Genomic DNA, 25164 nt, shown 5'->3' on the forward strand with positions numbered 1-25164 from the left:
CGCCCTGGACTTAAGTCAATAAAATCAAGTGGATGCGAAATTATTATTAGCTGATGACGTTCACCGCATGGTCAAAATAGTTTTCTTAATGGCATTTTGCCAAAGGTACGCTATACCCAATACACCTCTGCCTGCTCCATGGGCAATAGCTCTTTTTCAGCACCATCGAAAACAAACGGCCGCACCAAGGAAGGTGAAATCATGCTGTTTACAATGGGTATTTCTGGCGGAACGTTTGTAAAGTTTTTTTCGCAAAATCCTGAGTTCAATCTTCGAAAACACGATTTTTTCAAAAAAACTGCACAATCCCAGATGATTCTCTCCAGCTTGTCTGCGGACAACATAGAGGCCCTGAAAACCTATCAGCGCTTGCAGCAAGTCACCGATGATCCACATCTAGCTGATCGCTTGGTGAAAGCTGGGCTGGTTTCAGCGCATCACATTGCTCAACAGTCAGAGGATGAGTTTGTCGAGAAACAGGCAACTCGTCTCGACATTGACCCCGCAACGGCTCGTCTGCTTCACCGTGCTGCGGTTCAAGCAAAGCTACGTGCCCAGCTGACAGCCTTTGCGCTGAAAGGGTCGGTGGGGTCTGCGTTTTACCGTGCAGGAGCGATGAATACTGCCGATGCTGATCTTGCCGCATTAATAGAAGCAATCCCGAGTTACCAGGACTTCTTCGGATCGCTGGACTACTGCAGTTGCGATCCTGATCAGTCAATCTTCAGTCCTTCGGCCTATATGGTCGACATGCTCCGTATCATTTATCAGTATATCGACAACAAGACTTACAATGCCGGCATTCCAAGTGGTTGGCATTTAAGTGAGCGGCGCCCGGATATTGAGAATATTCCCCTGACTCCAGAGATGACTCGCCAGCTTGTTCCCTATCTGCAAATCATCAACGAAGTCCTGGAAGCATCCATTGCCAGCTCTACCCATTGGAATGACGTGTTTAGGGCCTTGACCGATCAACCCTATCCATTCGTCTTGCCTTTCATTCTACCTCTAGCCCAGACCCGGATTTACTGCGCAACTCTTGGGCCTTCTTTACTAAACATCTACCAAACCTATCAGGCGCAAGTTTCAACTCCTGCGACATCTGAACTCCCCGGCCCACTAGCCATTGGTCGTGAGGCCCTTGGTCTGAGTCCCACGACCACGCAAATAGTCACAACCGTGTTGACCAGCGCTGAGGCGATAGGTCCTTACTACGGCATTGGTGACGGTCGTTTACTCAAGAGGCTGCTCAGCGGGACGGTTAGTGTCGCCAAAGGTAAAAATACGGTAACCGGTGACGGCACCGATTTTACCAGTCAGGTGAAAGTGGGGGACTTCGTTCAGTTGGGGCCTCAACGTGCCCAGGTGCTCAGTGTCGATAGTGCGACTCGACTCACCACCGTCCAACTCTGGAATATAGATGCTGGCGCCTCGACCATGATGGACTTTCCCTCCACTGATCTTGGCTTCTCCCTGGTGTTCACCCAGCGTACCGGCCTCGACTTTGCACAACTGCAAGCATTGCTGAATCAACAGCTGTCGGCACAGGAGCAGGCGGCCGGACTAGCCACTTTATTGTTCATAAATAAAGGGCTCGCGGCAGATAAGTGTCTTTCAGTGATGATTGATCGTTCCGATTCGTCAATGCCAGTATCCCGTATTGCCAATCTCGACCTGGCCGCATTGGACAGGCTCAATCGATTCATACGCCTGGCCAATGCAAGCACACTCCCCTACGCCGATCTGGACTGGTTGATACAGACCCTTGGCCAAGGCCGCATCGACGCTGATGCGGTATCCGCTGTAGGTAGAACAGTGGCTTTAGCACAACGCCTGGGTTGCTCTGTGGAAGAAACCCTCGGTTTGTTTCAACCGCTAAAGACAATAGGCATCGACGATCCGGGGCGCCCCCTCGATATGTTTGACCGATTGTTCAATAGCGCATCGATACTGGGCTCGACGGTAGGTGCGCTGCCTGCGTTCTCCGCCAAAGGAACCGTCTCGGTGCAGGGCACTACGGTGACCGGCACCAACACCGCCTTCAAGCAACAAATAGAAGTGGGTATGCGGGTGCGAGTCGCGGGAGAACTCAAAGTCGTCGCCACAGTTGTCAGTGATATAGCTCTGACCGTGACTGGCGCGTTCGCCCAGGCGGTAGAACAGGCGGTGATGGTGGTGATCCCGACCGCCAATACGCCTTCCGATGCACTCCCTGTTTATCACCCGATATACCCAGGCAACATCACCTATCAGGACATAGTCGCCGAGTGGGCTCCCGATGCCCCCGCCGCACCGAGCTCGCAACTGGCGGAGCTGCGCAGTCGGCTTCGTGCCGGCCTGAATGTCGTGGATGATGATCTGACCGCAATTGGGCAACGGGTTCTGGCATCGCTGAAACTGTCAGGCGACTTGACGGCGAATGCAGTACAGATCCCTCTCAGCGTACCGAACCTGTCTGTGCTTTACAGCTATGCAAAATTTGCGCGCCAGACCAAATTGACGGTTGGCGAATATCTGATTCTGCTCGACCTACTCGAGATCCCCGTAGTCGCTGATCTCGATAGCGCTATGGCTGTAGCAGACTGGGCAAGCTGGTTGAAAGAATCACGTCTGAATGTCTACGCGCTGGATTATTCGCTGCGTGGCACCGTCAGCAAGCACTACACCCCGATGTTCACCTTGGCGGCGCTGCCCAATATTCTCGCCGCGCTTTGGCAGACGGCACAGGACTGGCTGGTGCTGGGGCCAGGCTTTATCAGCCAGGATATTACTGGCGAACAGTCGCAGGTTTTCTTCGATCGGCTCAGTACACATCAGGCAGGCTTTCTTAGCGTGTATGGTGCCGTTTTAGAAAAGGTTGTGGACTTTACCAGCGTTGCTTTTGTCGATCCTCTTGATGTGGCGTCCTTTGTTTCCCCACGGATTGACGCACAGCAGTCCAAGGAAGCATTCGATGCACTGGTCAGCCACAACGTACTAAGCAGCACAGGGGTGTTAACGGTAAGTTTTACCGCTGCAACAGATTTATCGTTTCTATTTGCCTCGCAGCCAGACCGTCAATCGATGATTGCCCAGGTACAGGCACGTCTACTGTTGACCAAAGGTCGGATCGAGCATGTGGTTGCCGTGTTGCTGTCCTACGGCGGAGCTCCAAATATCGAGCACCCCAACCGTGGTGTACAGCGCTTCCTGTTGTCAGAACAACTGGGGGTTGTGCTGGGTTCTGATACGGGTACGCTCTTGGCCCTTGGCCCGGACATTGCCGCGACAGTAGGTCTGACAGACTATGTGGCTGCGTTCTTGCAACCACCGGTAGGTCAGCCCGGTCGATGGGTCTCTCCCTCGCCGGCAATATGTGACTTCATGGTGTTGATGTCTCGAGTCGTCACGCTGAATCAGCAACTGAGATTTAACGCCAGTGACATCACCTTTGTAATCGACTGCCCTGCGCCCTTCGGGATCGCCGCGTTGAATACGCTTACTTTGGATAATGTGCGGGCCATGTGGAATTACCAGCGCTTGCGCGAGGTCTGGGATGACACTAAAGAGCGCTTGCCTGAGTATTTTTCTCTGCCTGCCGGACAAGATTGCTTGGTCGATAAAAAGACCGAGGTCCTCTCAACGCTGAGCGGTTGGCCGGTAAGTCAGATCTGCCGATTGCGCTCAACGCTGTATGGCACCTCTGCGGACGACAGCACTGTGGCAGGGCTTGTCACAATGAAAGCCTGCTTCGACACGGCCACAAACCTTGGCCTGGACATTGACGGAACTCTGTCGCTGGCTCGGCTCAATATCCTGCCGGCACAGGTTGATACCTCCACGTGGACCAAGTACTCGGCAGCATCGACTTCGACGATTGGATCGCTCAAAGCGCGTTACGGCAACCAGGGTTGGGAGACTGTTTACCGTCCCGTCGAGAACGCGGTGAACGAAGCCAAGCGTGATGTGCTGACGCCTTACGCGATTTATACACTGAACCGCACATTTGCCACGATCAACAACATTGACGAGCTCTACGCCTACCTATTGATCGACACTCAAATGAGTGGATGTGCCGACATCTCTTACATCAAGCAAGCCCTTCTCTCGGTTCAGCTCTATATGCAACGCGCCAGAATGATGCTGGAACCAGGTATCTCAAAACTGAGCATTCCGGAGATCTGGTGGAGCTGGATCGGGTCATACCCGTTATGGGAAGCTAATCGCAAGGTTTTCCTCTACCCGGAGAACTACCTTGAGCCGCAGTTACGCCTGGACAAAACCCCACAGTTTCAGAACATTCAGGATAACCTCACAGCTAACGATATCACCCCGATAACGGTCAACGATGCCTATGTTGACTACTTTGAAACCTTCGAGTCACTTGCACAGCTAAAGCCCGTCGGCTCTTACTATGGCATTGCGCCGGACCCCTCATCCCAGGGCACGATGACGCCCATGCTGTACCTGCTGTCGCGCACGGCAACCGCGCCCTACACCTACTACCTGCAACGACGGATTGATACCACTGGATGGACCGCCTTTGAGAAAGTCGACCTGCTTATACCTTCGCCGATTGTTTCTCCGCTTTACGCCTATGACCGACTTTTTCTGTTTTGGGTAGAACAGGACACAACATCAGCCTCAATGGTGCAGGGAGGAAGCGCGAACAACTCCGCCGACACAGGGGCAACGCTGAAGTACAGCTTTATCAATTTCAGCGGCAAGTGGACCAGCCCACAAACGCTTGACCACTTTGTCATCAATTTCGCCCCCATGCAGGGGGGGTACAGCACACCACAGATCAACCCGGCCGACTTCAACGTCAACCGCCCGGAATGGAAGATCGCGACGCCCATGTTGATCAAGGGCAAAAACGACGCGCAAGACAGCATTATCGTCAACTATGGCTGGTTCTACGACCTGCCGGGCGGCACTCCCATTCCACCGGTTGCCCCTGATCCAAAGGTCATCACTAATCCCGATGCCATGGCCTTGGCCCAAACGCTGTATAACTCCAGCCAGTACGCCATAGCTGCCTCGAATCAAGGGACGAGCGGTGCTACCTATGCAAACCAGTCACGCCTGCTGCTCAATGGGCTGGATGTCTCACCGACCTATCCGGTTCTTGGCGCCTACAACCTCAACCCCACAGCCCCCAAACCCTACCTGCCACAGATTCCTCGAGCAGTTGTCGCGTCTGACCAAGTGCCGTTGATGCGGATGACCGACTTCGACAACGTCTTCCTGATCAATGCGGTCGGTCAGGGGGCCACCGATGTCTGGATACCTACAAAGAGCGTGGAGGTTTTGTTCAACGTCAGCGACCGGGCCGGATTCACCAGTCCGGTCATCAACCAGCCCTTATGGTTCTTGTGGGATAACGGAGACGAGTCATTTATCCTGCGCTCGACTGAACCGGGCATCAAGCGACTCGAGGAATATGTATCCGTCCACGCAGGCAGTGAAACGAACCAGACAACATTGATCTCTGGCAACTACACCGACTCCCCAGCTCCCTTCGAGAGCATTATCTGGTCAGTCGAGCGGTTGTCGACTGGCGCCATCGGTCGTCTGAGCCGGGCACTATTTTCCGGGGGTGTACCCAGGTTGCTCTCGCCATCCACCCAGGTCGAGCCTGCTACTCCAGCGTTCCCATTCAGTCGTTTCTACAACAAGGGGGCCCCCTCCCCCAACATCAAGCCGCCCCTGCTGCTTGATGGTGACGCCATCGACTACAAAGGACCGTATGGCCTTTACTTCTGGGAGATTTATCTCTACGGCCCTTGGATGATCGCAAGCCAATTGCAGGCCAACCAGCGCTTCGCCGAGGCCCGGCAGTGGTTTGAATACATCTTCAACCCAACCATACCGGTTGGTTCTGATCCGACGGTGAAAGATCAGAACAATCGATTCTGGCAACTGGTTGCTTTTCGCGACCTGTCGGTTGAGCACCTGAAAGACATCCTGACCGACCCATTGCAAATCCAGGCTTATAACAACCATCCCTTCGAACCTCACGTCATTGCTCGTCTTCGTGGAACGGCCTACCCGAAAGCGATTGTGATGCGGTATGTCGGTTTACTGCTCGACTGGGGTGATTTCGAGTACACCAAGGACACCTGGGAGTCAGTCAGCCAGGCGACGTTGCTCTACATCGTCGCCCGTGAACTGCTGGGGCCGCGTCCGATTGACGTCGGGAGTTGCGCGACTGAAGCACCGGCGACGTTCAAAGATATACAAACGAAGTACGGTGCCGATATCCCGCAATTTTTGATTGACATGGAAAACGTCTCGGGGCTCTCCGAGGCAGTCGCCATACCATTGGATAGCAGCGATCGTTACGTCCCGTTCAATGATCTGGACTCTTACTTCTGCGTACCTGAAAACAGCGACCTAATCAAATATTGGGACATGGTCGAACAACGCCTGTTCAAGATCCGTCATTGCATGAATATTCATGGCGTCGTGCGTCAATTGGCCTTGTTTGAACCACCCATTGATCCGATGGCACTGGTTCGGGCCTCTGCGGCGGGAGCCGCGTCCAAAGTGGTTGATCAGCTACAGGCGGGCGCGCCCCCCTATCGTTTCACGACTATTTTCCGTATGGCCAAGGACTTCACCCAGCAACTCAGCCAAATTGGCAGCCTGCTGTTGGGCGCGCTGGAGAAGAACGATGCCGAAGCACTTGCACGATTGAGCGCCGGCCAACAGATCCAGATACTTAATCTCACGACCCGGTCGATGGACTTGCAGATTGCCGAGGCAAAAGAGCGCATTGCTGGGTTGCAGATCAGTAATCAGGCCGTTACTGCACGGCAGTCTTTCTACCAGGCGTTAATCGATGAGGGCTTGATCCCAGCCGAGCAACTGCAAGTAGCCATGGTCATTCTGTCAAACGTCCTGAGCACCACCAGTACCATCATGAATGGCTTGTCGTCCGGCGCGTTCCTGATACCCAACGCCGGCTCACCTTTTGCCATGACCTATGGTGGGCGAGAGATAGGTAACAGCTTGAAAGCTGCGGCTTCAATTTTTGAAGTGATGGCACAGATTTCCAAGGGTGTAGGCGATGTCAGCCAGATGGTCTCAGGCTTCGAGCGACGCGAACAGGAATGGCAACAGGCACTGACTCAAGCCAAGTACGATGTTCAGGTATTGGACAGCCAAATCGTCGCCTCCAACTTGCAACTGCAAACCCTGCAGCAACAGCTGGCGACGCATCGCCAAACCTTGACGAATGCCGCTGAAGTGGATGACTTCCTGCGTAAGAAATTCACCAATGTAGAGCTGTACCAATGGATGGTTGCACGGTTGAGCACCGTCTACGGGCAAGCTTACCGAATGGCCTTGGAGCTGGCAGTTTCCGCGCAGCAGGCTTACCAGTTCGAGATCAACTCGACCGACCGTTTCATCACGTTCGACTATTGGGACGGGCTGCATAAAGGCCTGCTGGCCGGTGAACAGCTGATGATCAGTCTGAGCCAGATGGAGGCCGCTTATTATCGCAACAACACTCGCAGTTTCGAGATTGAAAAAACCATCTCCTTACTGGCCCTGGACCCGGAAGCATTTGTTCGCTTTCAAAATACCGGGGTATGCGATGTCCTGCTCAGCGAGTACTTGTTTGATCTCGACTATCCGGGCCACTACGCCAGGCAGGTCAAGTCGATTTCCATCACCATTCCAGCGATTCTGGGGCCGAATCAGAACATCAAGGCCACGCTGACCCAGACCGGCAGCCAGATTCTGATCAAGCCCGATATAGATGGTGTCGACTACCTGTTGGGCCTCAGCTCTCAAACCCCTGATACCAGCGTACTCCGGGCAAACTGGAGGGCCAGCCAGAAGGTGGTCCTTTCAAGCGGTATTGACGATGCCGGTATGTTCCAGCTGGATCTCAACGATGCTCGCTACTTACCATTTGAAGGTACAGGCGCCATAGGCGCTTACCGACTGGAAATGCCCAAAGAGAGTAACCGACTCGACTATACCAGCCTGACCGATGTGGTAATCAGGCTGCGCTACACCGCACTGGACGGTGGCACACCCTTTGCGAATGAGGTCCGCAGCAAGATCAATAACATTCCATATCGCGCCCAGCGCGCTTTCAATCTTGCCGCCAATTTCCCCACTCAATGGTTCGGTTTTACGCATCCCCCCAGAGACGCCACGCAACAAGCCTTTACCGTAGTCATGGCTCGTGGATGGTTCCCGGCCAACCTAGGCCTCAACCAGGTGGTAGGGATCGACGCCCTGCTACAACTGCCCGATGACATCACGCTGGGAGGCAATCTTGTAACCTCTCTTGAAATAGGTGCCGGGGCCAACGCTAACAAGGTCCCTCTGACCTTCAATGCAGCCAATGGTGTCGCGACGGCTACCGGCCTTAGCATCACCGATTGGGTCGATCAGCCCTGGTCGCTGATCGTCACCAAAAGCGGTGTGCCATCTGGCATCGCCGCCACCGAGACAGGGTGGATTGACCCGACCAAGTTGATCTCTATCGGCCTGCTGGTGAGTTACATCGCCAACCGGCCTTAGGCAGCACCCGGCGCTTATGACAAGGAGAAACACCATGACGGATATGTGCAAAGCTCAACACTGTGGCAGCGTGTCAACGCAAATCAATAACACGTGCAAAGCCAATGGATGGCCCGTTAACCATCTGGTTCTGGTCTGCGATGCAATAACGGGAACATGCTGTAATTGCACCTGTTCCTGCCTGGCCTTCGACACCCCGGTGCGCCAGTCGACCACGCAGACTAAAGCCATCCAGACCTTTGTGGTCGGTGATTCTGTACTTGCGTACGACCCCAACGGTCAGTCTCAAGTACGTGACGTCGCCTTTTCCAACGGGACAACTGTGACCAGTGTCCAGCCGGAAATGGCTTATGTTTCATTCCTTCTTGGCGCAGAAGAAATCACTGTCACCGTCACCATGAATCACACATTTCTGGGCGCGGACCGCAAACTGATCCAGGCGCAGATGCTAAGGCCAGGCTATAAGGTGCTCTTAGCCAACGGCGCACCCACTGAAATCACCAAGTTGGAAGTCAAAAGTTACACGGGTGGCGTGTGGAATATCTCGACATCCATCGGGCAACCTATCAACTTGGACGGGCACCTGATCGACACGGACGGTATCTTGTCTGGCGACTTTTCCGTGCAGTTGTACTACGACGAGTTAGCTGACCAAGGCTTGGCGGTTCATCGAGGCACCGAGCCCGCTGTAACAACCCGAGCCCATGACGCGGCAATCAATGCTCACGCTGCCAACCTCAAGAGCACGGCTCTTTCAGCGCGTCCGACGCAAGCCGTGGATGCGTTCCTGGCTAATGCCGGAAAAAGCGCAGCAACCTTATTGCGCAGCTCAGGCGCGGGCACCGGCGGAATTACCCTGCAGGGCGACCATGGGTTTACCTTGGAAATTCCGCAGCATGCCATAGATTTGGGATTCCTGACCCGGATACAGGCCGAGGAAGCGCAACACTCCCAGCAGGCTTATTCGGTACGTGACCCGCAGCGAGCAGGTTATTGTTTGTGGCTGTTCAAGCTCTTCCATTCCATCTACCCGGACACCCACTTCATCCTGGATGCGGCGAGTCGCGGGGCCAATGCTTTTTCGCTGAAACTGGGCAAAGAAAAGTATGTCCTGGTGCAAGGCGGCCTGGTACGTGCCGAAGCACTGGAGTGGCAAGGGTTGGCCTTGGTGTTGGGGTATCTGGTCAGCCGTTTCTCGGATACGCAACCGGTAGGGCCTACAGGTTTGCTCTGCAAATCAGTCGCAGACTATCTGGCGCCCTCTGTCCTGCAAAGCGTATTCAATCCGCTTTATCCGTCTGTCATCTTTGCTGCAATAAGCCAGGTAGAGGCATTCTTCAGCCATATCCCGACCAAGGCAGATCATCCAGAAACCGGCTGCCATGCGACGGACTTGGATTGCCGCATTGAAACCTACCGCCGGGCGGTTTCTTTTGAACCCTCCCCTCCCTGCGCCGGTGGTCCTCAACCCGCCACGCTCAAGTTGCTCTACGCCGTTCCAGGGGCCGACATAAAGGCGCCTGTCGCGCTGACTTTCAGTGACCCTCTGGACCAAGCCTCGGCACAAGACGTCGCCAACTACTTCCTTCACCCGGCGGCCAAAGTACTGAGCGTGGTGAGCCCCCCAGGCATACCGAATACCATCAACCTGATTGCCGACCTGAAGCCGGGGGTGACGTACAAGATAACGGTCTCTGACCTGCTCTCCGCGGATGGCAATGCCTTGAATCCACAATATGTCCGGGCAGCCTTTCAGTCTCCTTCCAGCTGACGCTATCGACCCAGAACCAAAGGGGTATCCATTCGGGTGGATACCCCTGGTTAGAGGCAGCTCATATACCTCGGCAAAAAGGTCTTCAATATGACAATCAGCGACAATCAAGCAATGCCTCCTGACTTCCAGGCGTTTACCAGCCTCGACGACGGCTGTTTACAGACCGGTCATTATCTCGGACTGGATGGACCGGTCAGCAGAGCGGTTTTCACCGCCATTATCGATAACCCAACGTACGCCACAGCGCTCTTTACGGCACGTATAGCGCCTGTCTTTCGTGACCATCTGCTGGCGCATCCACAACAGTCTCTGCAACCCGAAAACAGTAGTCACACAAGCGCTCGGTCGTCGAGTATCGAACTGAGTAACAGTGCGTTGCTGAAAAAAGCGGCACACTCTTTTGTGGCCTGGGGACGTGGAGGATTCAAGACCACCGACAACGATCTTTTCGAACAACGGCTTAGTGCCTGTGAGGCCTGCCCGCATCACACTGCGACGCCAGACAAGCTGGCCTATCGGGTGGGCGCAGCCCTGACGGGCGAGAGCAATCGTAAAATCTGCGAACTCTGTGGTTGCGTCACCGGGAAAAAGGCCCGGTTACGCGATGAGCAATGTCCAGGGGCGCACCCTGATCGCCCCGGCTACAGCCGTTGGGGAGATCCCCTTGCGCGTGTCAACACGCAGGGACGATGAAATGACATCTCTCGAGCCCGACACCACTGAAGACACTCCTGCTGTGCAGGAGCCGCGAATCAAACCATCGAGCGTTACCCTGCCAAAGGGCGGCGGTGCCATTCAAGGTCTCGGTGAAACGTTTTCGGCCAATGCATTTACAGGGGCCGCAACGCTGGTTCTTCCAATAGCTCTGACCGCTTGCAAGGGCAGCGCCCCTGCACTTTCGCTGCAGTACCAGTCGGCAGCAGGCAATGGCATCTTCGGATTAGGCTTTAATGTCGATATCCCGGCGATTGCCTGCCGTACATCCACCGGGCAACCCCTTTATGACGGTACCGACACTTATGTCCTACCTGATGGAACGCCGCTCGTTATAGACAGTTCGACCCCGTCCCGCGAGCAGGACGGCCTCATTATCAAGCGATATCTACCTTGCCATGAAGGTGGCTTTGCACTGATCGAGCAGTGGATCAACACGCTGACACAAAGCAGCTTCTGGAGAATCATCGACGCGAGCAACGTGCAGTCTCATTTCGGTCGAACGGCTGACGCACGTATCGCAGATCCTTCACAACCGGAGCATATTTTTTCCTGGTTGCTCGAAGATCGAATCACTGCTCATGGCGACGCAACGCTGTACACCTATCAGGCTGAAAATACCGCCAATATTGCCACTGCCATTTACGAACAGGGACGCGTACAGACGACCAATCGATACCCAGAGCGCATTCTTTACGGAAACGACACGCCGGTGTTTTCGATCGAAGATCTGGCCACCACCGAATGGCATTTCGAGGTCGTTTTCGATTACGGCCAATACACACTTGATCCATTGCCCCCACAGCCTTACTTACCACCGGCGCATGCCCAATGGACGGCACGGCAAGATCCGTTTTCGACCTACACGGCCGGCTTTGAGATCCGAACTCACCGGTTGTGCCAACACATACTCATGTTTCATCGCTTCAAGGAGCTGGGCGACGAGCCGGTGTTGGTTCGGCTGACTCGATTCACCTACGACCAGAATCCGGTCGCCTCGCGGCTGATCATGGTCGAGGCGGAGGGTTGTCAGTCCACAGTGCAGGATTACACCAGCCAAGCGCTACCTCCGCTGGAGTTTGGCTACACCCACTTCGCACCGCAAAGTGGCCGCTTCGAAGCATTGCGTCGGAGCGATGAGGTGCCAGCTCCGTTAGTTGGATCAGCACCTTGGTATCGATTTGTCGATCTACAAGGGCAAGGACTCCCCGGTATTTTGTTTCAGTCGCAAAGTACCGTCTTGTATATGGCCCCCCAAGGGCCTTGCAAGCACATCGATACGGATGACAACAGCGATGAAGTCATTCTCTATACCCCTCCTGTTGCGCCCGCGACCTTCCCGAGCCTGGGGCTCAACGGGAGTTCGACTCTGCTGGATATAACCGGTTGCGGTCGCCCGGCGTGGGTCGCCGTCAGTGCTGATGGTTCACGCTATGCCCAGGCCTTGGCAAACGGCGGATGGGCACCTTTCGAGGTGCTGCCTGCGGTCCCTCGCGATCTGCTGTCGCCCCATAGCCTGATGGCTGATCTCACCGGTGACGGACTGAACGATGTCGTGTACCTGGATGATCAATCAGTGCGTATCTATCCCTCGCTGGGTACTCAAGGCTACGGGCCGGCGCTCGTGCGCCCACGCGACGATGGGGTTCCGCTGACAACCCAAGATTCGTCTTGCGTGGTCTTGCAGATGACCGACATGTTTGGATCAGGCCGCGAGCATCTGGTACGCATTGCCAACGGCTCGGTGGAGGTATGGCCCAGTCTCGGGTTTGGACGTTTCGGCAGCAGGGTCCAGTTGGGTAACGCTCCGCAGTTCGGTGAGGACTTCTCCATCGACCGCCTGTTCCTTGCCGATATCGATGGCTCCGGAACGGTCGACTTGTTGTATGTCCACCCCGATCATATCGACCTGTACATGAACCACAGCGGTAATGCTTTTGCCGAGGCGATTGCAATACCTCTGCCAAACACCTGGGGGCCTGGCAGCAAGATCCAGTTCGCTGACGTGCGTGGTAACGGCAGCGCCGCACTGGTCTTCAGCGATGCCCATTTGCCGGGGCCGCTGGCTTATGACTTTGGCTCTCGCAGCAAACCCTACCTGTTGAATCGAGTAGATAACAACATGGGGGCGTCGACCCATATCTCCTACCAGCCTTCCACTACCTACGCGCTACGTGATCGGCGCGATGGACGCCCCTGGGTAACCGAGCTGCCCTTTCCGGTCCAGGTCGTGGACCGGATCGATGCCATAGACAGTGTCTCGCAGACAAGATTGGTATCAACCTACAATTATCGCCATGGTTACTATGACCCTATCGAGCGCCAGTTCTGTGGTTTCGGGCAGGTCGACCATACCGATACACAAAGCCGGGAAGAGTACCTGCGCAGTAGTTCCGGCACCGCAGAAATCCACACCCCTGCATCTCTGACCCGCACCTGGTACCACACCGGAGCCTGGATGGATGGCAGCCTATGTGACGCGTTTGTGAATGACTACTTCGCTGCTGACGCTTCCGCCCCCAGGGTTATGCCTGCCCGTTTCCAATGGCTAGGAGAGCCGAGTACAGAGTCCGTTCGTCAGGCTCATCTGGCACTCAAGGGTCTTCAGTTGCGACAGGAAATCTATGGTCTGGATTCGACGGATGCGCAGAGCACGCCTTATCATGTTGTGGAAAACGGCTATGACGTACGCCAAATCCAACGGCCACTCGATAAGCAGCATGCCGTCTTTTTCGCTTATCCACTGCAAACGCTGAGCCTGCACTACGAACGTAATCCGGCTGATCCGCGTATAACCCAGGACATGACCTTACAGGTCGACGACTACGGCAGTGTGCTGCGACGAGCCAGCATCGCCTATCCGCGTCGCGCCGACATCGCCACTCGATTACCGGAACAATCGCAATGTTTCGTCACGAGCAATACCAACCAGTACGTTGACCTGACAGGGAACGATGTGCGCTTGCTGGGGCAGCCGGTGGAATCATACAACTGGTTGCTAAGGGCGCCACCGCCCCCCTCTTCGGGCCAGACCTACACGGTCGAGGAGCTTGCCCACCTGATCGACACTGCCCTGGCGGATCCCGAGGCCGACTTGACCTTGTTCGGTCGGTACCGCAGCTATTACTGGAGCCCTGAAACAAAAACGGCGTTGCCGTTGGGGCAAACGAGCGCTCAGGGGTTGCTCTGTCAACAATGGACCGCATTGGCAACGCCAACTGATCTTCAAACTGCCTATGACGGTGTCCTGAGCGCGGCCGACCTTACACAGCTTTTGGCACAGAACGGAAAATATATCGAGAACGATGGCCTATGGTGGAACCCTGGCCTGCTCCAGACCTTTCTGGACACAGATCACTACTATCTGCCCAGCAGCATCATCGATCCGTTTGGTGCGACACAGACCCTAGAATATGACCCCTATGACTTGGTGCTTGTGCGCAGTGAAGACGCTTTGGGTAACGTGATCAACGTTACCAGTATCGACTACCGAACGCTCGCCCCGTGGGAAATTACCGATCCCAACCAGACAGTATCGCAGACACTCTGCGATGCACTTGGTATGGTTTGCGCAACCTCGCTCAGAGGAATGCAAGGTAAACAACCCGTAGGTTTCAAATCACTCTCCCTTGATCGCAGGGAGCAGCCCTTCGACCTGGAGACGGCACTTTCGCAGCCACAAACCTACCTGCAAGGCGCTGCGACTTACACCGCTTACGATCTCTTCAGTTGGTGCGGGCGGATCACACCTCAGGCCTTGAACGGGCTTGACGACACATCGTCCAACGTGTGGGAGTCCCTCGTTGGTCAACACTATATAAGCCGCAGTGGCGCCATGCTCAAGCGTTGGCGCGAACGCCCCCTTGGTGCGCCATTGCAATTGCCAGGTCTGTCGCCTCAAGTCGCATCAGCGGTTGGGGCACGACTAGCGATGGTGCCCAGCCAAGTCCCTGTCCACGCCACCACCCTGCAAGCTGAAACCTACGAGTTAACTGGTCGTGTCCAATACTCAATACAGTACAGCGATGGCTTCAATCGCCTTGTCCAGTGTCAGGCATTGGTCGATCCAGGGCCGAGCTGGCAAGTCAATGCCAATCACTCGGTCACCTCGACTCATAGCATCGAGCGCTGGGTCGTTTCGGGAGCGACGGTCTATGACAACAAGGGCAATCCCATCAGACAGTACGAGCCCGTCTACAGTGCAGGCCGAGGCTATATCAGTAATGAAGAGCTTTCTCGCTTCGGGGTCAGCCCACTGATTCGGTATGACCCGCTCAACCGTAAGATCCGCGTCGACACCCCCAAAGGTTTTTTTACAAAGACCCTGTTTTGCCCATGGTCCGAGCACTTGTTCGACACCAACGATACTGTGCTCGACTCTGATTATTACCGCACCCACATCGATGACCCGACACTCGATCCTCGGGAGCGCACAGCGCTGCAACAGACCGCTGTTTTCTTCAACACCCCGACAGTACGCCAGTTCAATGCCTTGGGGCAGGCCATACGGGTGACCAAGCTGCTTGCACCCCAGGCCACGAACCAGCGTCTGGAAGACGCCGGGCTGACTATGTTCAACTACTTCGATATCCAAGGACAATTGCTGGACAGTGCAGACGACAGGATGCTTACACAGGGTTTAAAAAATATCAGGGTGATCTTTACCCTTGATGGACAGAAGATCAAAAGTACCTGTGTCGACAGCGGCACTCGTTGGGTTATCAATAATGTATCAGGCAAGCCGATCTGGGGCACCGATAGCCGGGGAGCAATCCAGACAAGTCGTTATGACCTCCTGGGGCGCTTGCTGGAAGTTCAAGTCATTGAGGCCCATGAGCCGGAACGCCGCACGGTACGCAAGATACAGTACGGCGAGTCAGTTCCCGATGCCCAGGGACTTAACTTACGGGGTCAGCCCTACACGCTGTTCGACAGTGCCGGGCTTGAAGTCAATCTGGCATATTCGATTCAAGGGCAATTGCTAAGTCAGACCCGGCAATTGGCAATCGACTTCTCTCGGGAAGCCGATTGGAAGCAACTGGATGACACGCAGAAATTCCAGACCGACTGGACCTACGATGCATTGAACCGGGTAGAAACCCAAGCGTTACGACGCCTCAATGATGTCTCGGCGGAGCGGGTAAGTTATACCTATGCAAGAACCGGCCTGGTGTCCCAAGTCAGTTTGACACCAGCAGATACCGGTATCGCCCAAGTGTATGTTGACAGCATCACCTATGACGCCAAGGGCCAGCGCCAACAGATCACTTATGCCAATGGCGTGACAACGCGCTATACCTACGAGCCCAGTACGTTCAGGCTCCAGGCGTTAGTTTCACAACATACCCTGGATAGTAGAACGCTCCAGGCGCTGAGTTATGTCTATGATCCTGTTGGCAACATCACCTCTATCGACGACGCGTCTCAACAGGTGGTGTTCAATGCCAACCAGCGAGTCGACCCGCAGTCCAACTACACCTATGACGCGACCTACAGACTGATCAGCGCTAGTGGTCGTGAACACCCTGGAGTGAGTGACGGCGGCAATGACTTTATCCCCCTCTCAGCGTTGAATGACGGCCGGGCCCTGCAAAACTACACTCGAACCTACAGCTATGATCTCTCCGGAAACCTTTTGCGCATACAGCATCAAGCCGCGATATCGACGAACAGGGCGGTGACGATATCGACAACCAGCAATCACGGTGTCGACGCAACTTTGACAACCGATCCCACCCGGGTCGATGAGTTCTTCGACGCCGCTGGCAATCAGATGCGATGGGCTGGGCTATCAGGCGCTCAGTGGTCTTATACCGATCGCCTCGCCAATATCACCCTGGTTACGCGCAGCAACGGTACCAACGACACCTCGTTCTACGTTTATGATGCCAATGGCGTCCGGCTGCGCAAGGTTACCCGTACGTTCGGCAGTGCCGGTGCGACCGAGATGCTGGACGATACTGTCTATATCAATGGCCTGGAGATTCGCCGGCGCTTGATCAATAACATACTAACCCAAGAGTACCGCACGATTCGCGTGATGGATGGTGAGCGCTGCCTGGCGCAGCGTCTGGTCTGGACTGTGGGGTCTCCAGGCGATGGCGTGGCTTCGCCACAGTTGCGCTACCAGTTGGAGAACTATCTGGGGTCGGCCGTGATGGAGCTGGACTCATCCGGCAAGATCATTACTTATGAAGAGTACTTTCCCTACGGAGGGACAAGTTTCATCGCCGGCGACAATGCAACGGATGTCCAACTGAAGCGTTATCGATATGCAGGCAAAGAGCGTGACGAAGTGACGGGGTTGTACTACTTCGGCGCACGTTACTACCAGCCGTCCATTGGGCGCTGGCTCAGTGCCGACCCATCCGGTCCGGATGATGGCTTGAATCTCTATTGTTATGTCGGTGACAACCCAATCATTTTTTCCGACCCTAACGGGATGCTACGAGTTTTGGTTGCTGGCGAAGGCAAAGATTTCAGCTACTCCACTGCGCTGGCGAAAAAATATCCGGACGCAACTATCATGGTCACACAATACGACATCACTCCCCGGCCAGAAAACGGGCCCGCGAACCTACACTACTACCCCAACCAATTGGATGTGACATCACCCGATAGCTGGGCAGCTCTGGCCGACTGGGCCCAGGATAATGCCGATGGCGATCGCTTTGACACACTTGTATTCAACAACCCCCACGCGGGCTACGGATTGAGCAAGTTTCAAGTGATGGGTATCGATGCTGGCTTCAAGGAACTGCCGGCAAGCCCTTCGTACGAATACTCGCGCGCCTTGGGGCAGCAGGATGTTGCGGGGGCTACCCCGCAGATCACCGATATGTCCAGTCTTAAGACACTCGATCTCAGTGATGTTTTTGTACCGACAGGGGGCGTTAAATATATAGCCAGCAAAAGCGTGATGGGTATGAATGAAAGCATTCTTAATGGTTTCTTTAATCTGGGTCGCAGTGTCACCGAACCCACGGGAACACTGATTGCGTTCCTGCCGAGTGGATCTCGGAATGAAAAGCTTGTGACAGACTTTAAAGGGGGTAAACGGCCGCCTGCAGGTGAGGGGACTTTCAGTGCCAAGCAATTCAGTGAGGACGCTGCGTACAACGACCACGCGCTGGGGGTGAACTACAACAGTAACCTGACGGCAACGCAGCCACACGCCTCTTGGGGGCCAAATTTTACGCCAGGACCACCGAAACTGGGCAGCATGAAATCTCATCAGTATAAGCGCAGTAACTCGCCCACGCCGGGGCTCAATCGAAGGCCCAGGGTCGACTCCAGCGTCTCCAGCCCACACTCAGGTTCAGAGAGAGCACGCAGCCCTGAAAGGCATTAATGGATAACGAAGTGTTCGCACTCGTTGGCCAGCCCTGCCGTTGCCCGAATGGCGCCAGCTCAGTGGCGCCATTCGTATCATTCGTTAATAGCGTCAGACCCGATTTATTTGGTCCTGGGAAGTGCTCGATTCCAACTTGGATACTCCCCAATATGACTATTCATACAAGGCTTGCGACCGATTCTGGTGGTGCGCGGTGTCATGATAAAACATACGTACAAACCCTAGCAGGGCGAGTGCAGGGTATGCGTCCGGGCATCACGCCTTGCGTGATTAAACCGGTTGCCACTTATGCGGCAGCAACCCATCGATTTCAGTCGCCCGCTGCGTCGGTAGGCGGCTCCTTGTCCAGCAAGTAACCCGCAGCACGCAAGTCTCTGTCATGGTTGCTGATCAGGTCAGCCCAGATGGCGTTTTCAGGGCGCATTCACTTGCGTATTCCACTAGGATCCGAAAAACCATTGCAAGAGACGTAGACCATTCTTGGAGCATAGTCTTGACCGGGAATGGAGAACTGCCATTGTGGCCCTCCCTGCCCTACACCAAACTGAACCGTTCGCTCCTGCACCCGCTGATCACAACTCAGGTCGTAGCGGTGCGTTGGACGCTGTGTATGCGCGCCCTCAACTGCTAGTGCAGCGCCGGGAGGCGGTTCAATAATGGGCGAACTACCTAGACCAGTTGCGGCAAAACAGTGAGCACCTCAAGCACAACGCGCGTGAAGCTAAGCTTTCAATGGGGCGCCTGGCAATTCCGGGAGTGCTTCATCGCTATTTCCGAGGCCGTGCGACTGGGCTACGCCACTAACGATGAGTTGATCAGCGCCCTACCTTAATTTACGGTCAACCGCCTCGTCCTGGGTTTGGACAAACTGCTCGCAGCAGAGATGTCCCACATCAACATGGGTACGCTTTCCATCGATGATGACATCCGCATCGTCGAGGCACTCGCGGCTGGCCAGGTGCTTGAGTTGCCGCTAAACATCGAACAGCTGGAACGAAACGATCCACTGATGAGGAAGATTCTGATGGGCATTGGCGTACGTAACCCAGCGGGTGCCTTGGCGCTCTTGAAGCCTAAAGTCGAGGGGGTTTGAGATGGCATCTAAAGAGCACTTCAACGAGAGCGACCTAAGCACGTCCCCCTCAGGGGAATGATGTCGGGCGTTAATGGTCACTTAGCCGGAGCTGGGTTGGGTATCGGTGTTGGGCTGTCGGTAGCAAATAGTGCCAAGACTGACCGAAGGATGATCCAGTTGGGACAGACGGCCAACATGTCGCCGGCTCAAAATGAAGATATGCGCAAAGAGATATTCCGAGTATCAAAGTCGTATGGCAATGATCCCGACTCTATTCTGGGCGGTGCAGAAGCCTTGTTGGCTGGTGGTCTCAGTCCAAAGGCCGCGAAGTCGAGTATTGATGCTATCGGCCAGTCAAGCGCCCTGCGCAACGCCGATCCGACTATTCTCGCGGGCGCTGGTATGGCGGCAAAGGAGGCCTGCGGACTCCACGGCCATCCGGCCACCCTTAAAGCAGGCAGCAACGCAGGATTAATTCACTACCATCGACCTCTTTTATCGAAGCAGAGAGGTCGTCGTGGAGCGGTTATCCATGCGTAAGATTCGAGAAGTGCTACGTCTCAAATTCGAGGTCGGCCTATCTGCCCGGCAGGTCGCTGTCAGCTTGCAAGTGGGTCGAGCCAGCGTCGGTGAGTATCTCAATCGTTTTGCTGCCAGCGGCCTGACTTGGCCGTCTTCGCTAACGGACGCCGAGTTGCAACAGCGGCTTTTTCCACCGCCGCCCGCCGTTCCCAGCGATCAGCGTCCAATGCCCGACTGGGCCAGGGTTCACGCCGAGTTGCGCCGCCCCACGGTGCCAAAAACTCCGCGAAATCCCGCGTTTCTAAGGCAGACACCCTGTGCCAAACATCCTGCAAGGCGGTGCCAAATCCGACGCCTCCTTACATATCTGCAACCGACTCTCGCGGGCCGGCGCTGACAATCTTGAGGAGAAAAACGGGATGCCCCCCGTAAAAGTCCCTACGCATGAAAAAGCCCAACCTTTTCAGATTGGGCTAAGTCATTGAATAATATGGTCGGGACGGAGTGATTCGAACACTCGACCCCTAGCACCCCATGCTAGTGCGCTACCGGACTGCGCTACGCCCCGACTAGGCGTGAAACTGGGTTCGCTTCGTAACGAAGCGATCAAGAATATACCGCAAGCATTTGAAATGTGGAAGTATTTTAAAGGCTTGTTTCACTTTTTCAAAACCACCAGTACATCTTCCAGTTCCGAGATCATCTGGCGGATCAGTTGTTTGTATTGGGTGGTGTCGTCTTTGGCCTCATCACCGGACATACGCTGGCGTGCGCCGCTGATGGTGAACCCCTGGTCGTACAGCAACGCACGGATCTGTCGGATCATCAGCACATCCTGGCGCTGATAATACCGACGGTTCCCGGTGCGTTTGACGGGGTTGAGTTGAGGAAACTCCTGCTCCCAATAGCGCAGTACGTGCGGTTTTACCGCACACAGCTCGCTGACTTCACCAATGGTGAAGTAGCGTTTGCCTGGGATGACGGGTAGCTCGTCGTTATGACTTGGTTCCAGCATAAGCCTCAACTCGGGCCTTCAACTTCTGCCCTGGACGAAAGGTGACCACACGGCGAGCCGTGATCGGGATTTCTTCTCCCGTTTTTGGATTGCGGCCAGGCCGCTGGCGTTTGTCCCGCAGGTCAAAATTGCCGAAACCGGACAATTTGACCTGTTCGTTGTCTTCCAGAGCGTGCCTGATTTCTTCAAAAAACAGCTCGACCAATTCCTTGGCCTCGCGCTTGTTCAGACCCAACTCTTCGTACAGACGTTCCGCCATCTCAGCTTTCGTCAAAGCCCCCATACGTCACTTCCTTAACGTGGCGTTCAACCTTTGTTCGAGCGAGGTGAGGATATTTTGCGTCGTGGTATTCACCTCATCGTCATTAAGAGTGCGCGATGGATGCTGCCAGGTCAAGCCAACTGCAAGGCTTTTTCTATGCGGATCAATGCCTTTACCCTGATAGACGTCAAATAGCCTGAGGTCCGTCAGCCATTCGCCTGCATTTTCTCGGATTACTTCCAGCACGGCGCTGGCCGCCACGTCACGATCGGCCACCAGGGCCAGGTCACGACGCACTTCCGGGAAACGCGACAGTTCGCTGAACTTAGGCATCTTGCCAGCGGCAACTTCAGCCAATACCAGCTCGAAGACGAAGACCGGACGGTCAAGACCGAGAGTTTTCGACAATTCCGGGTGGATGGCACCGACGAAACCGACCAGCCGACCTTCACGCTCGATGCGCGCAGTCTGGCCTGGATGCAATGCCGGGTGACTGCCAGGAACAAACGCGAAGGCATCCAGCGCGCCAGCAAAGCCCAGCACCGCTTCCACGTCAGCCTTGACGTCGAAGAAGTCCACGGGATCGCGACCCTGTGCCCAGCCTTCCGGCAGGCGGCTGCCGCAGACGACGCCGGCCAGCATCGGCTCTTGCTTCAGGCCGTCCAGTTGCCCGACAAAGCGCAGGCCGCTTTCAAACATGCGCACGCGGTCCTGCTGACGGTTCAGGTTATGGGAAAGTGCTTTCACCAGGCCTGGCCACAGGGACGAACGCATGGCCGCCATGTCGTTGGAGATCGGGTTGGCCAGCAACAGCGGCTCGACACCCGGGCTGAACAGTTCAAACTGCTTGGGATCGATGAAGCTGTAGGTCACCGCTTCCTGGTAACCGCGTGCGACCAGCAGGCGACGCAGCTCTGGCAGGTGCGCACGGGCTTCGGCCTTGGGTTGCGGGGCCAGGCGCGCTTGCGGGTAACGAACCGGCAGGCGGTTGTAGCCGTATAGGCGGGCCAGTTCTTCGATCAGGTCGACTTCAAGGCTGATATCGAAGCGATGGCTTGGCACTGCTACGCGCCACTGCCCTGCCCCATCAGCACTGATGCCCAGGCCAAGGCCAGTCAGCAGGCGGACGATTTGCGCATCTTCAATCACCAGGCCGAGCATTTGCTCGACGCGCTGGGCGCGCAGCGTCACCGGCGCAATCGACGGCAGGTGCTGCTCGCTGACGGTCTCGGTGATCGGGCCGGCTTCACCGCCGGTGATTTCCAGCAGCAGGCCAGTGGCGCGCTCCATGGCTTCACGGGCCAGTTGCCAGTCCACGCCACGCTCGTAGCGGTGCGAGGCATCGGTGTGCAGGCCGTAGGAACGAGCCTTGCCCGCCACAGCGATCTGGTCGAAGAACGCACTTTCAAGGAATAGGTCGCGAGTGGTCGCCGAGACACCACTGTGCTCACCGCCCATCACACCGGCAATGGCCAGGGCCCGGGAGTGGTCAGCGATCACCAGGGTATCGCTGCGCAGGGTCACTTCCTGGCCATCGAGCAAGACCAGTTTTTCGCCTTCCTCGGCCATGCGCACGCGGATCCCGCCGTTGATCTCGGCCAGATCGAAAGCGTGCAGCGGTTGACCCAGCTCCAGCATCACGTAGTTGGTGATGTCGACGGCGGCATCGATGCTGCGCACATCAGCACGCCGCAGGCGCTCGACCATCCACAGCGGGGTTGGCCGGGACAGGTCGACATTGCGGATGACACGGCCCAGGTAGCGCGGGCACGCGTTTGGCGCCAGCACTTCGATGGAACGCACTTCGTCGTGGACTGCCGCAACGGCCGCAACCACCGGACGCGTGACAGGCACGTCGTACAGTGCGCCGACTTCACGGGCCAGGCCGGCCAGGGACAGGCAGTCGCCACGGTTCGGGGTCAAGTCGACTTCGATGCTGGCGTCTTCCAGGTCCAGGTAGACACGGATGTCCTGGCCCACGGGCGCGTCAGCCGACAGTTCCATCAAACCATCATTACCTTCGCCAACCTGCAACTCCGCCTGGGAGCACAGCATGCCGTTGGACTCAACGCCACGCAGCTTGGCTTTCTTGATCTTGAAATCACCGGGCAGCTCGGCACCGATCATGGCGAACGGGATCTTCAGGCCCGGGCGCACGTTTGGCGCTCCGCACACGACCTGGAAGGTTTGCGCGCCATTGCTGACTTGGCATACACGCAGTTTGTCGGCGTCGGGGTGCTGCTCGGTGCTCAGCACCTCGCCCACTACCACGCCACTGAAAACACCGGCGGCCGGCGTAACGCTATCGACCTCAAGACCGGCCATCGACAGACGAGCAACCAGCTCATCGCGATTTACCTGCGGGCTTACCCAGCCACGCAGCCATTGTTCACTGAATTTCATCCTGCTCTCCTAAAGGTTCGTTACGACTAGCGAAATTGCGCGAGGAACCGCAAGTCGTTGTCGAAGAACAGGCGCAAGTCGTTCACGCCGTAACGCAGCATGGCCAGACGCTCAACGCCCATGCCGAAGGCAAAGCCCGAGAACTCTTCCGGGTCGATCCCGGACATGCGCAGCACGTTGGGGTGAACCATGCCGCAACCCATGACTTCCAGCCAGCCGGTCTGTTTGCAGACACGGCAGCCTTTACCGCTGCACATCACGCATTCCATATCGACTTCGGCGGATGGCTCGGTGAACGGGAAGTAGGACGGACGGAAACGTACCGCCAGCTCTTTTTCAAAGAACACCCGCAGGAATTCTTCGATGGTGCCTTTGAGGTCGGCGAAATTGATGTCGCGATCAACCAGCAGGCCTTCGACCTGGTGGAACATCGGCGAGTGGGTGATATCGGAGTCGCTACGGTACACACGGCCTGGGCAGACGATGCGGATCGGCGGCTGCTGCGATTCCATGGTACGGACCTGTACCGGCGAGGTATGGGTGCGCAACAGCATGTTCGCATTGAAATAGAAGGTGTCGTGCATCGACCGGGCCGGGTGATGGCCTGGGATGTTGAGCGCCTCGAAGTTGTGATAGTCGTCTTCGACCTCAGGGCCTTCGGCAATGCCGTAGCCGATATGGGTGAAGAACTGCTCGATACGTTCCAGAGTCCGGGTAACCGGATGCAGGCCGCCTGAGGTCTGGCCGCGGCCAGGCAGGGTCACGTCAATGGACTCGGCGGCGAGCTTGGCCGCAAGATCGGCCTCCTCGAACAACGCCTTGCGCGCATTGAGAACCTCTGTGACACGCTCCTTGGCAACGTTGATCAGCGCACCGACTTGCGGGCGCTCTGCTGCCGGCAGATTGCCCAGGGTCTTCATCACCTGAGTCAATTCACCTTTCTTGCCAAGGTAGTGAACCCGGATTTGCTCCAGGGCATTGATATCTTCAGCGCTTTGCACAGCCTCAAGAGCTTGAGCGACCAGCGCGTCCAGGTTTTCCATGTACAGACTCCAGATACAAAATAGGGGAAGAGCTTGAAGGCTCTTCCCCTATTTATGACGTTTACCACCTTGGGCTACAGGAGTAACCCAGGGTGACTGTCGGGGGTACTTAAGCCAAGGTGGCTTTAGCTTTCTCGACAATCGCAGCAAACACCGCTTTTTCGTTCACGGCCAGTTCAGCCAGAACCTTACGGTCGATTTCGATGGACGCTTTTTTCAGGCCAGCGATGAAACGGCTGTAGGACAGACCGTTAACACGTGCACCAGCATTGATACGAGCGATCCACAGAGCGCGGAACTGACGTTTTTTCTGACGACGGTCACGGTAGGCGTATTGGCCTGCCTTGATTACCGCTTGCTTGGCAACACGGAATACGCGTGAACGCGCGCCGTAGTAGCCTTTAGCGAGTTTCAGAATTTTTTTGTGACGCTTACGGGCAATGACGCCACGCTTTACACGAGCCATGAGTTACTTCCTC

General features: G+C 55.8%; 11 protein-coding genes, 1 tRNA gene and 1 pseudogene. 7 read left to right on the top strand and 6 right to left on the bottom strand.

All coding sequences use genetic code 11. The annotated features are described in order from the left end of the window. Positions 1 to 201 precede the first annotated feature (201 nt). The 7 genes and pseudogenes from AC07W7_RS18160 to AC07W7_RS18190 all read left to right on the top strand — a co-directional run. On the top strand, positions 202 to 8523 hold the full coding sequence (locus tag AC07W7_RS18160) for a Tc toxin subunit A-related protein (RefSeq protein WP_495039839.1): 8322 nt from the start codon (positions 202 to 204) through the stop codon (positions 8521 to 8523). A 34-nt stretch (positions 8524 to 8557) separates the two neighbouring features. Further along, positions 8558 to 10294, top strand: a complete 1737-nt coding sequence (locus AC07W7_RS18165) for an Ig-like domain-containing domain (protein WP_076961364.1) — start codon at positions 8558 to 8560, stop codon at positions 10292 to 10294. A gap of 90 nt (positions 10295 to 10384) precedes the next feature. Further along, complete coding sequence (locus tag AC07W7_RS18170; RefSeq protein ID WP_232243861.1) at positions 10385 to 10990, top strand: hypothetical protein; 606 nt, start codon at positions 10385 to 10387, stop codon at positions 10988 to 10990. A gap of 1 nt (position 10991) precedes the next feature. Continuing rightward, positions 10992 to 18362 (top strand): SpvB/TcaC N-terminal domain-containing protein, encoded by a 7371-nt coding sequence (locus tag AC07W7_RS18175; protein ID WP_495039840.1) that lies wholly within the window; start codon positions 10992 to 10994, stop codon positions 18360 to 18362. 862 nt (positions 18363 to 19224) lie between these two features. Further along, the gene (locus tag AC07W7_RS18180; RefSeq protein ID WP_495039841.1) at positions 19225 to 19458 is read left to right on the top strand and encodes a hypothetical protein; all 234 of its coding nucleotides are present in this window, start codon (positions 19225 to 19227) and stop codon (positions 19456 to 19458) included. Between the two features lie 96 nt (positions 19459 to 19554). Beyond that, on the top strand, positions 19555 to 19980 hold the full coding sequence (locus tag AC07W7_RS18185; RefSeq protein ID WP_495039842.1) for a hypothetical protein: 426 nt from the start codon (positions 19555 to 19557) through the stop codon (positions 19978 to 19980). After that, positions 19973 to 20236: pseudogene (locus AC07W7_RS18190) on the top strand (IS21 family transposase); the annotation flags it as partial. The gene AC07W7_RS18185 and the pseudogene AC07W7_RS18190, both read left to right, overlap by 8 nt. 217 nt (positions 20237 to 20453) lie before the next feature. Here the strand turns inward: AC07W7_RS18190 and AC07W7_RS18195 are convergent. The 6 genes from AC07W7_RS18195 to rplT form a co-directional block, all read right to left on the bottom strand. After that, positions 20454 to 20530: transfer RNA gene (locus tag AC07W7_RS18195), tRNA-Pro, on the bottom strand. A 90-nt stretch (positions 20531 to 20620) separates the two neighbouring features. Beyond that, on the bottom strand, positions 20621 to 20977 hold the full coding sequence (locus AC07W7_RS18200) for a MerR family transcriptional regulator (protein WP_003174972.1): 357 nt from the start codon (positions 20975 to 20977) through the stop codon (positions 20621 to 20623). After that, complete coding sequence (gene ihfA / locus AC07W7_RS18205; RefSeq protein WP_002553164.1) at positions 20958 to 21260, bottom strand: integration host factor subunit alpha; 303 nt, start codon at positions 21258 to 21260, stop codon at positions 20958 to 20960. Before ihfA ends, AC07W7_RS18200 begins: the two co-directional genes overlap by 20 nt. 3 nt (positions 21261 to 21263) lie before the next feature. Then, positions 21264 to 23642, bottom strand: a complete 2379-nt coding sequence (pheT, locus tag AC07W7_RS18210) for a phenylalanine--tRNA ligase subunit beta (RefSeq protein WP_495039843.1) — start codon at positions 23640 to 23642, stop codon at positions 21264 to 21266. A gap of 26 nt (positions 23643 to 23668) precedes the next feature. Then, a complete protein-coding gene (gene pheS / locus AC07W7_RS18215) occupies positions 23669 to 24685 on the bottom strand; it encodes a phenylalanine--tRNA ligase subunit alpha (protein WP_495039844.1) in 1017 nt (338 codons plus the stop codon). Positions 24686 to 24794: 109 nt separating this feature from the next. After that, positions 24795 to 25151 (bottom strand): 50S ribosomal protein L20, encoded by a 357-nt coding sequence (rplT, locus tag AC07W7_RS18220; protein ID WP_003174975.1) that lies wholly within the window; start codon positions 25149 to 25151, stop codon positions 24795 to 24797. Positions 25152 to 25164: the final 13 nt, after the last annotated feature.

The sequence above is a fragment of the Pseudomonas sp. GW821-FHT01D09 genome, assembly GCF_059422465.1.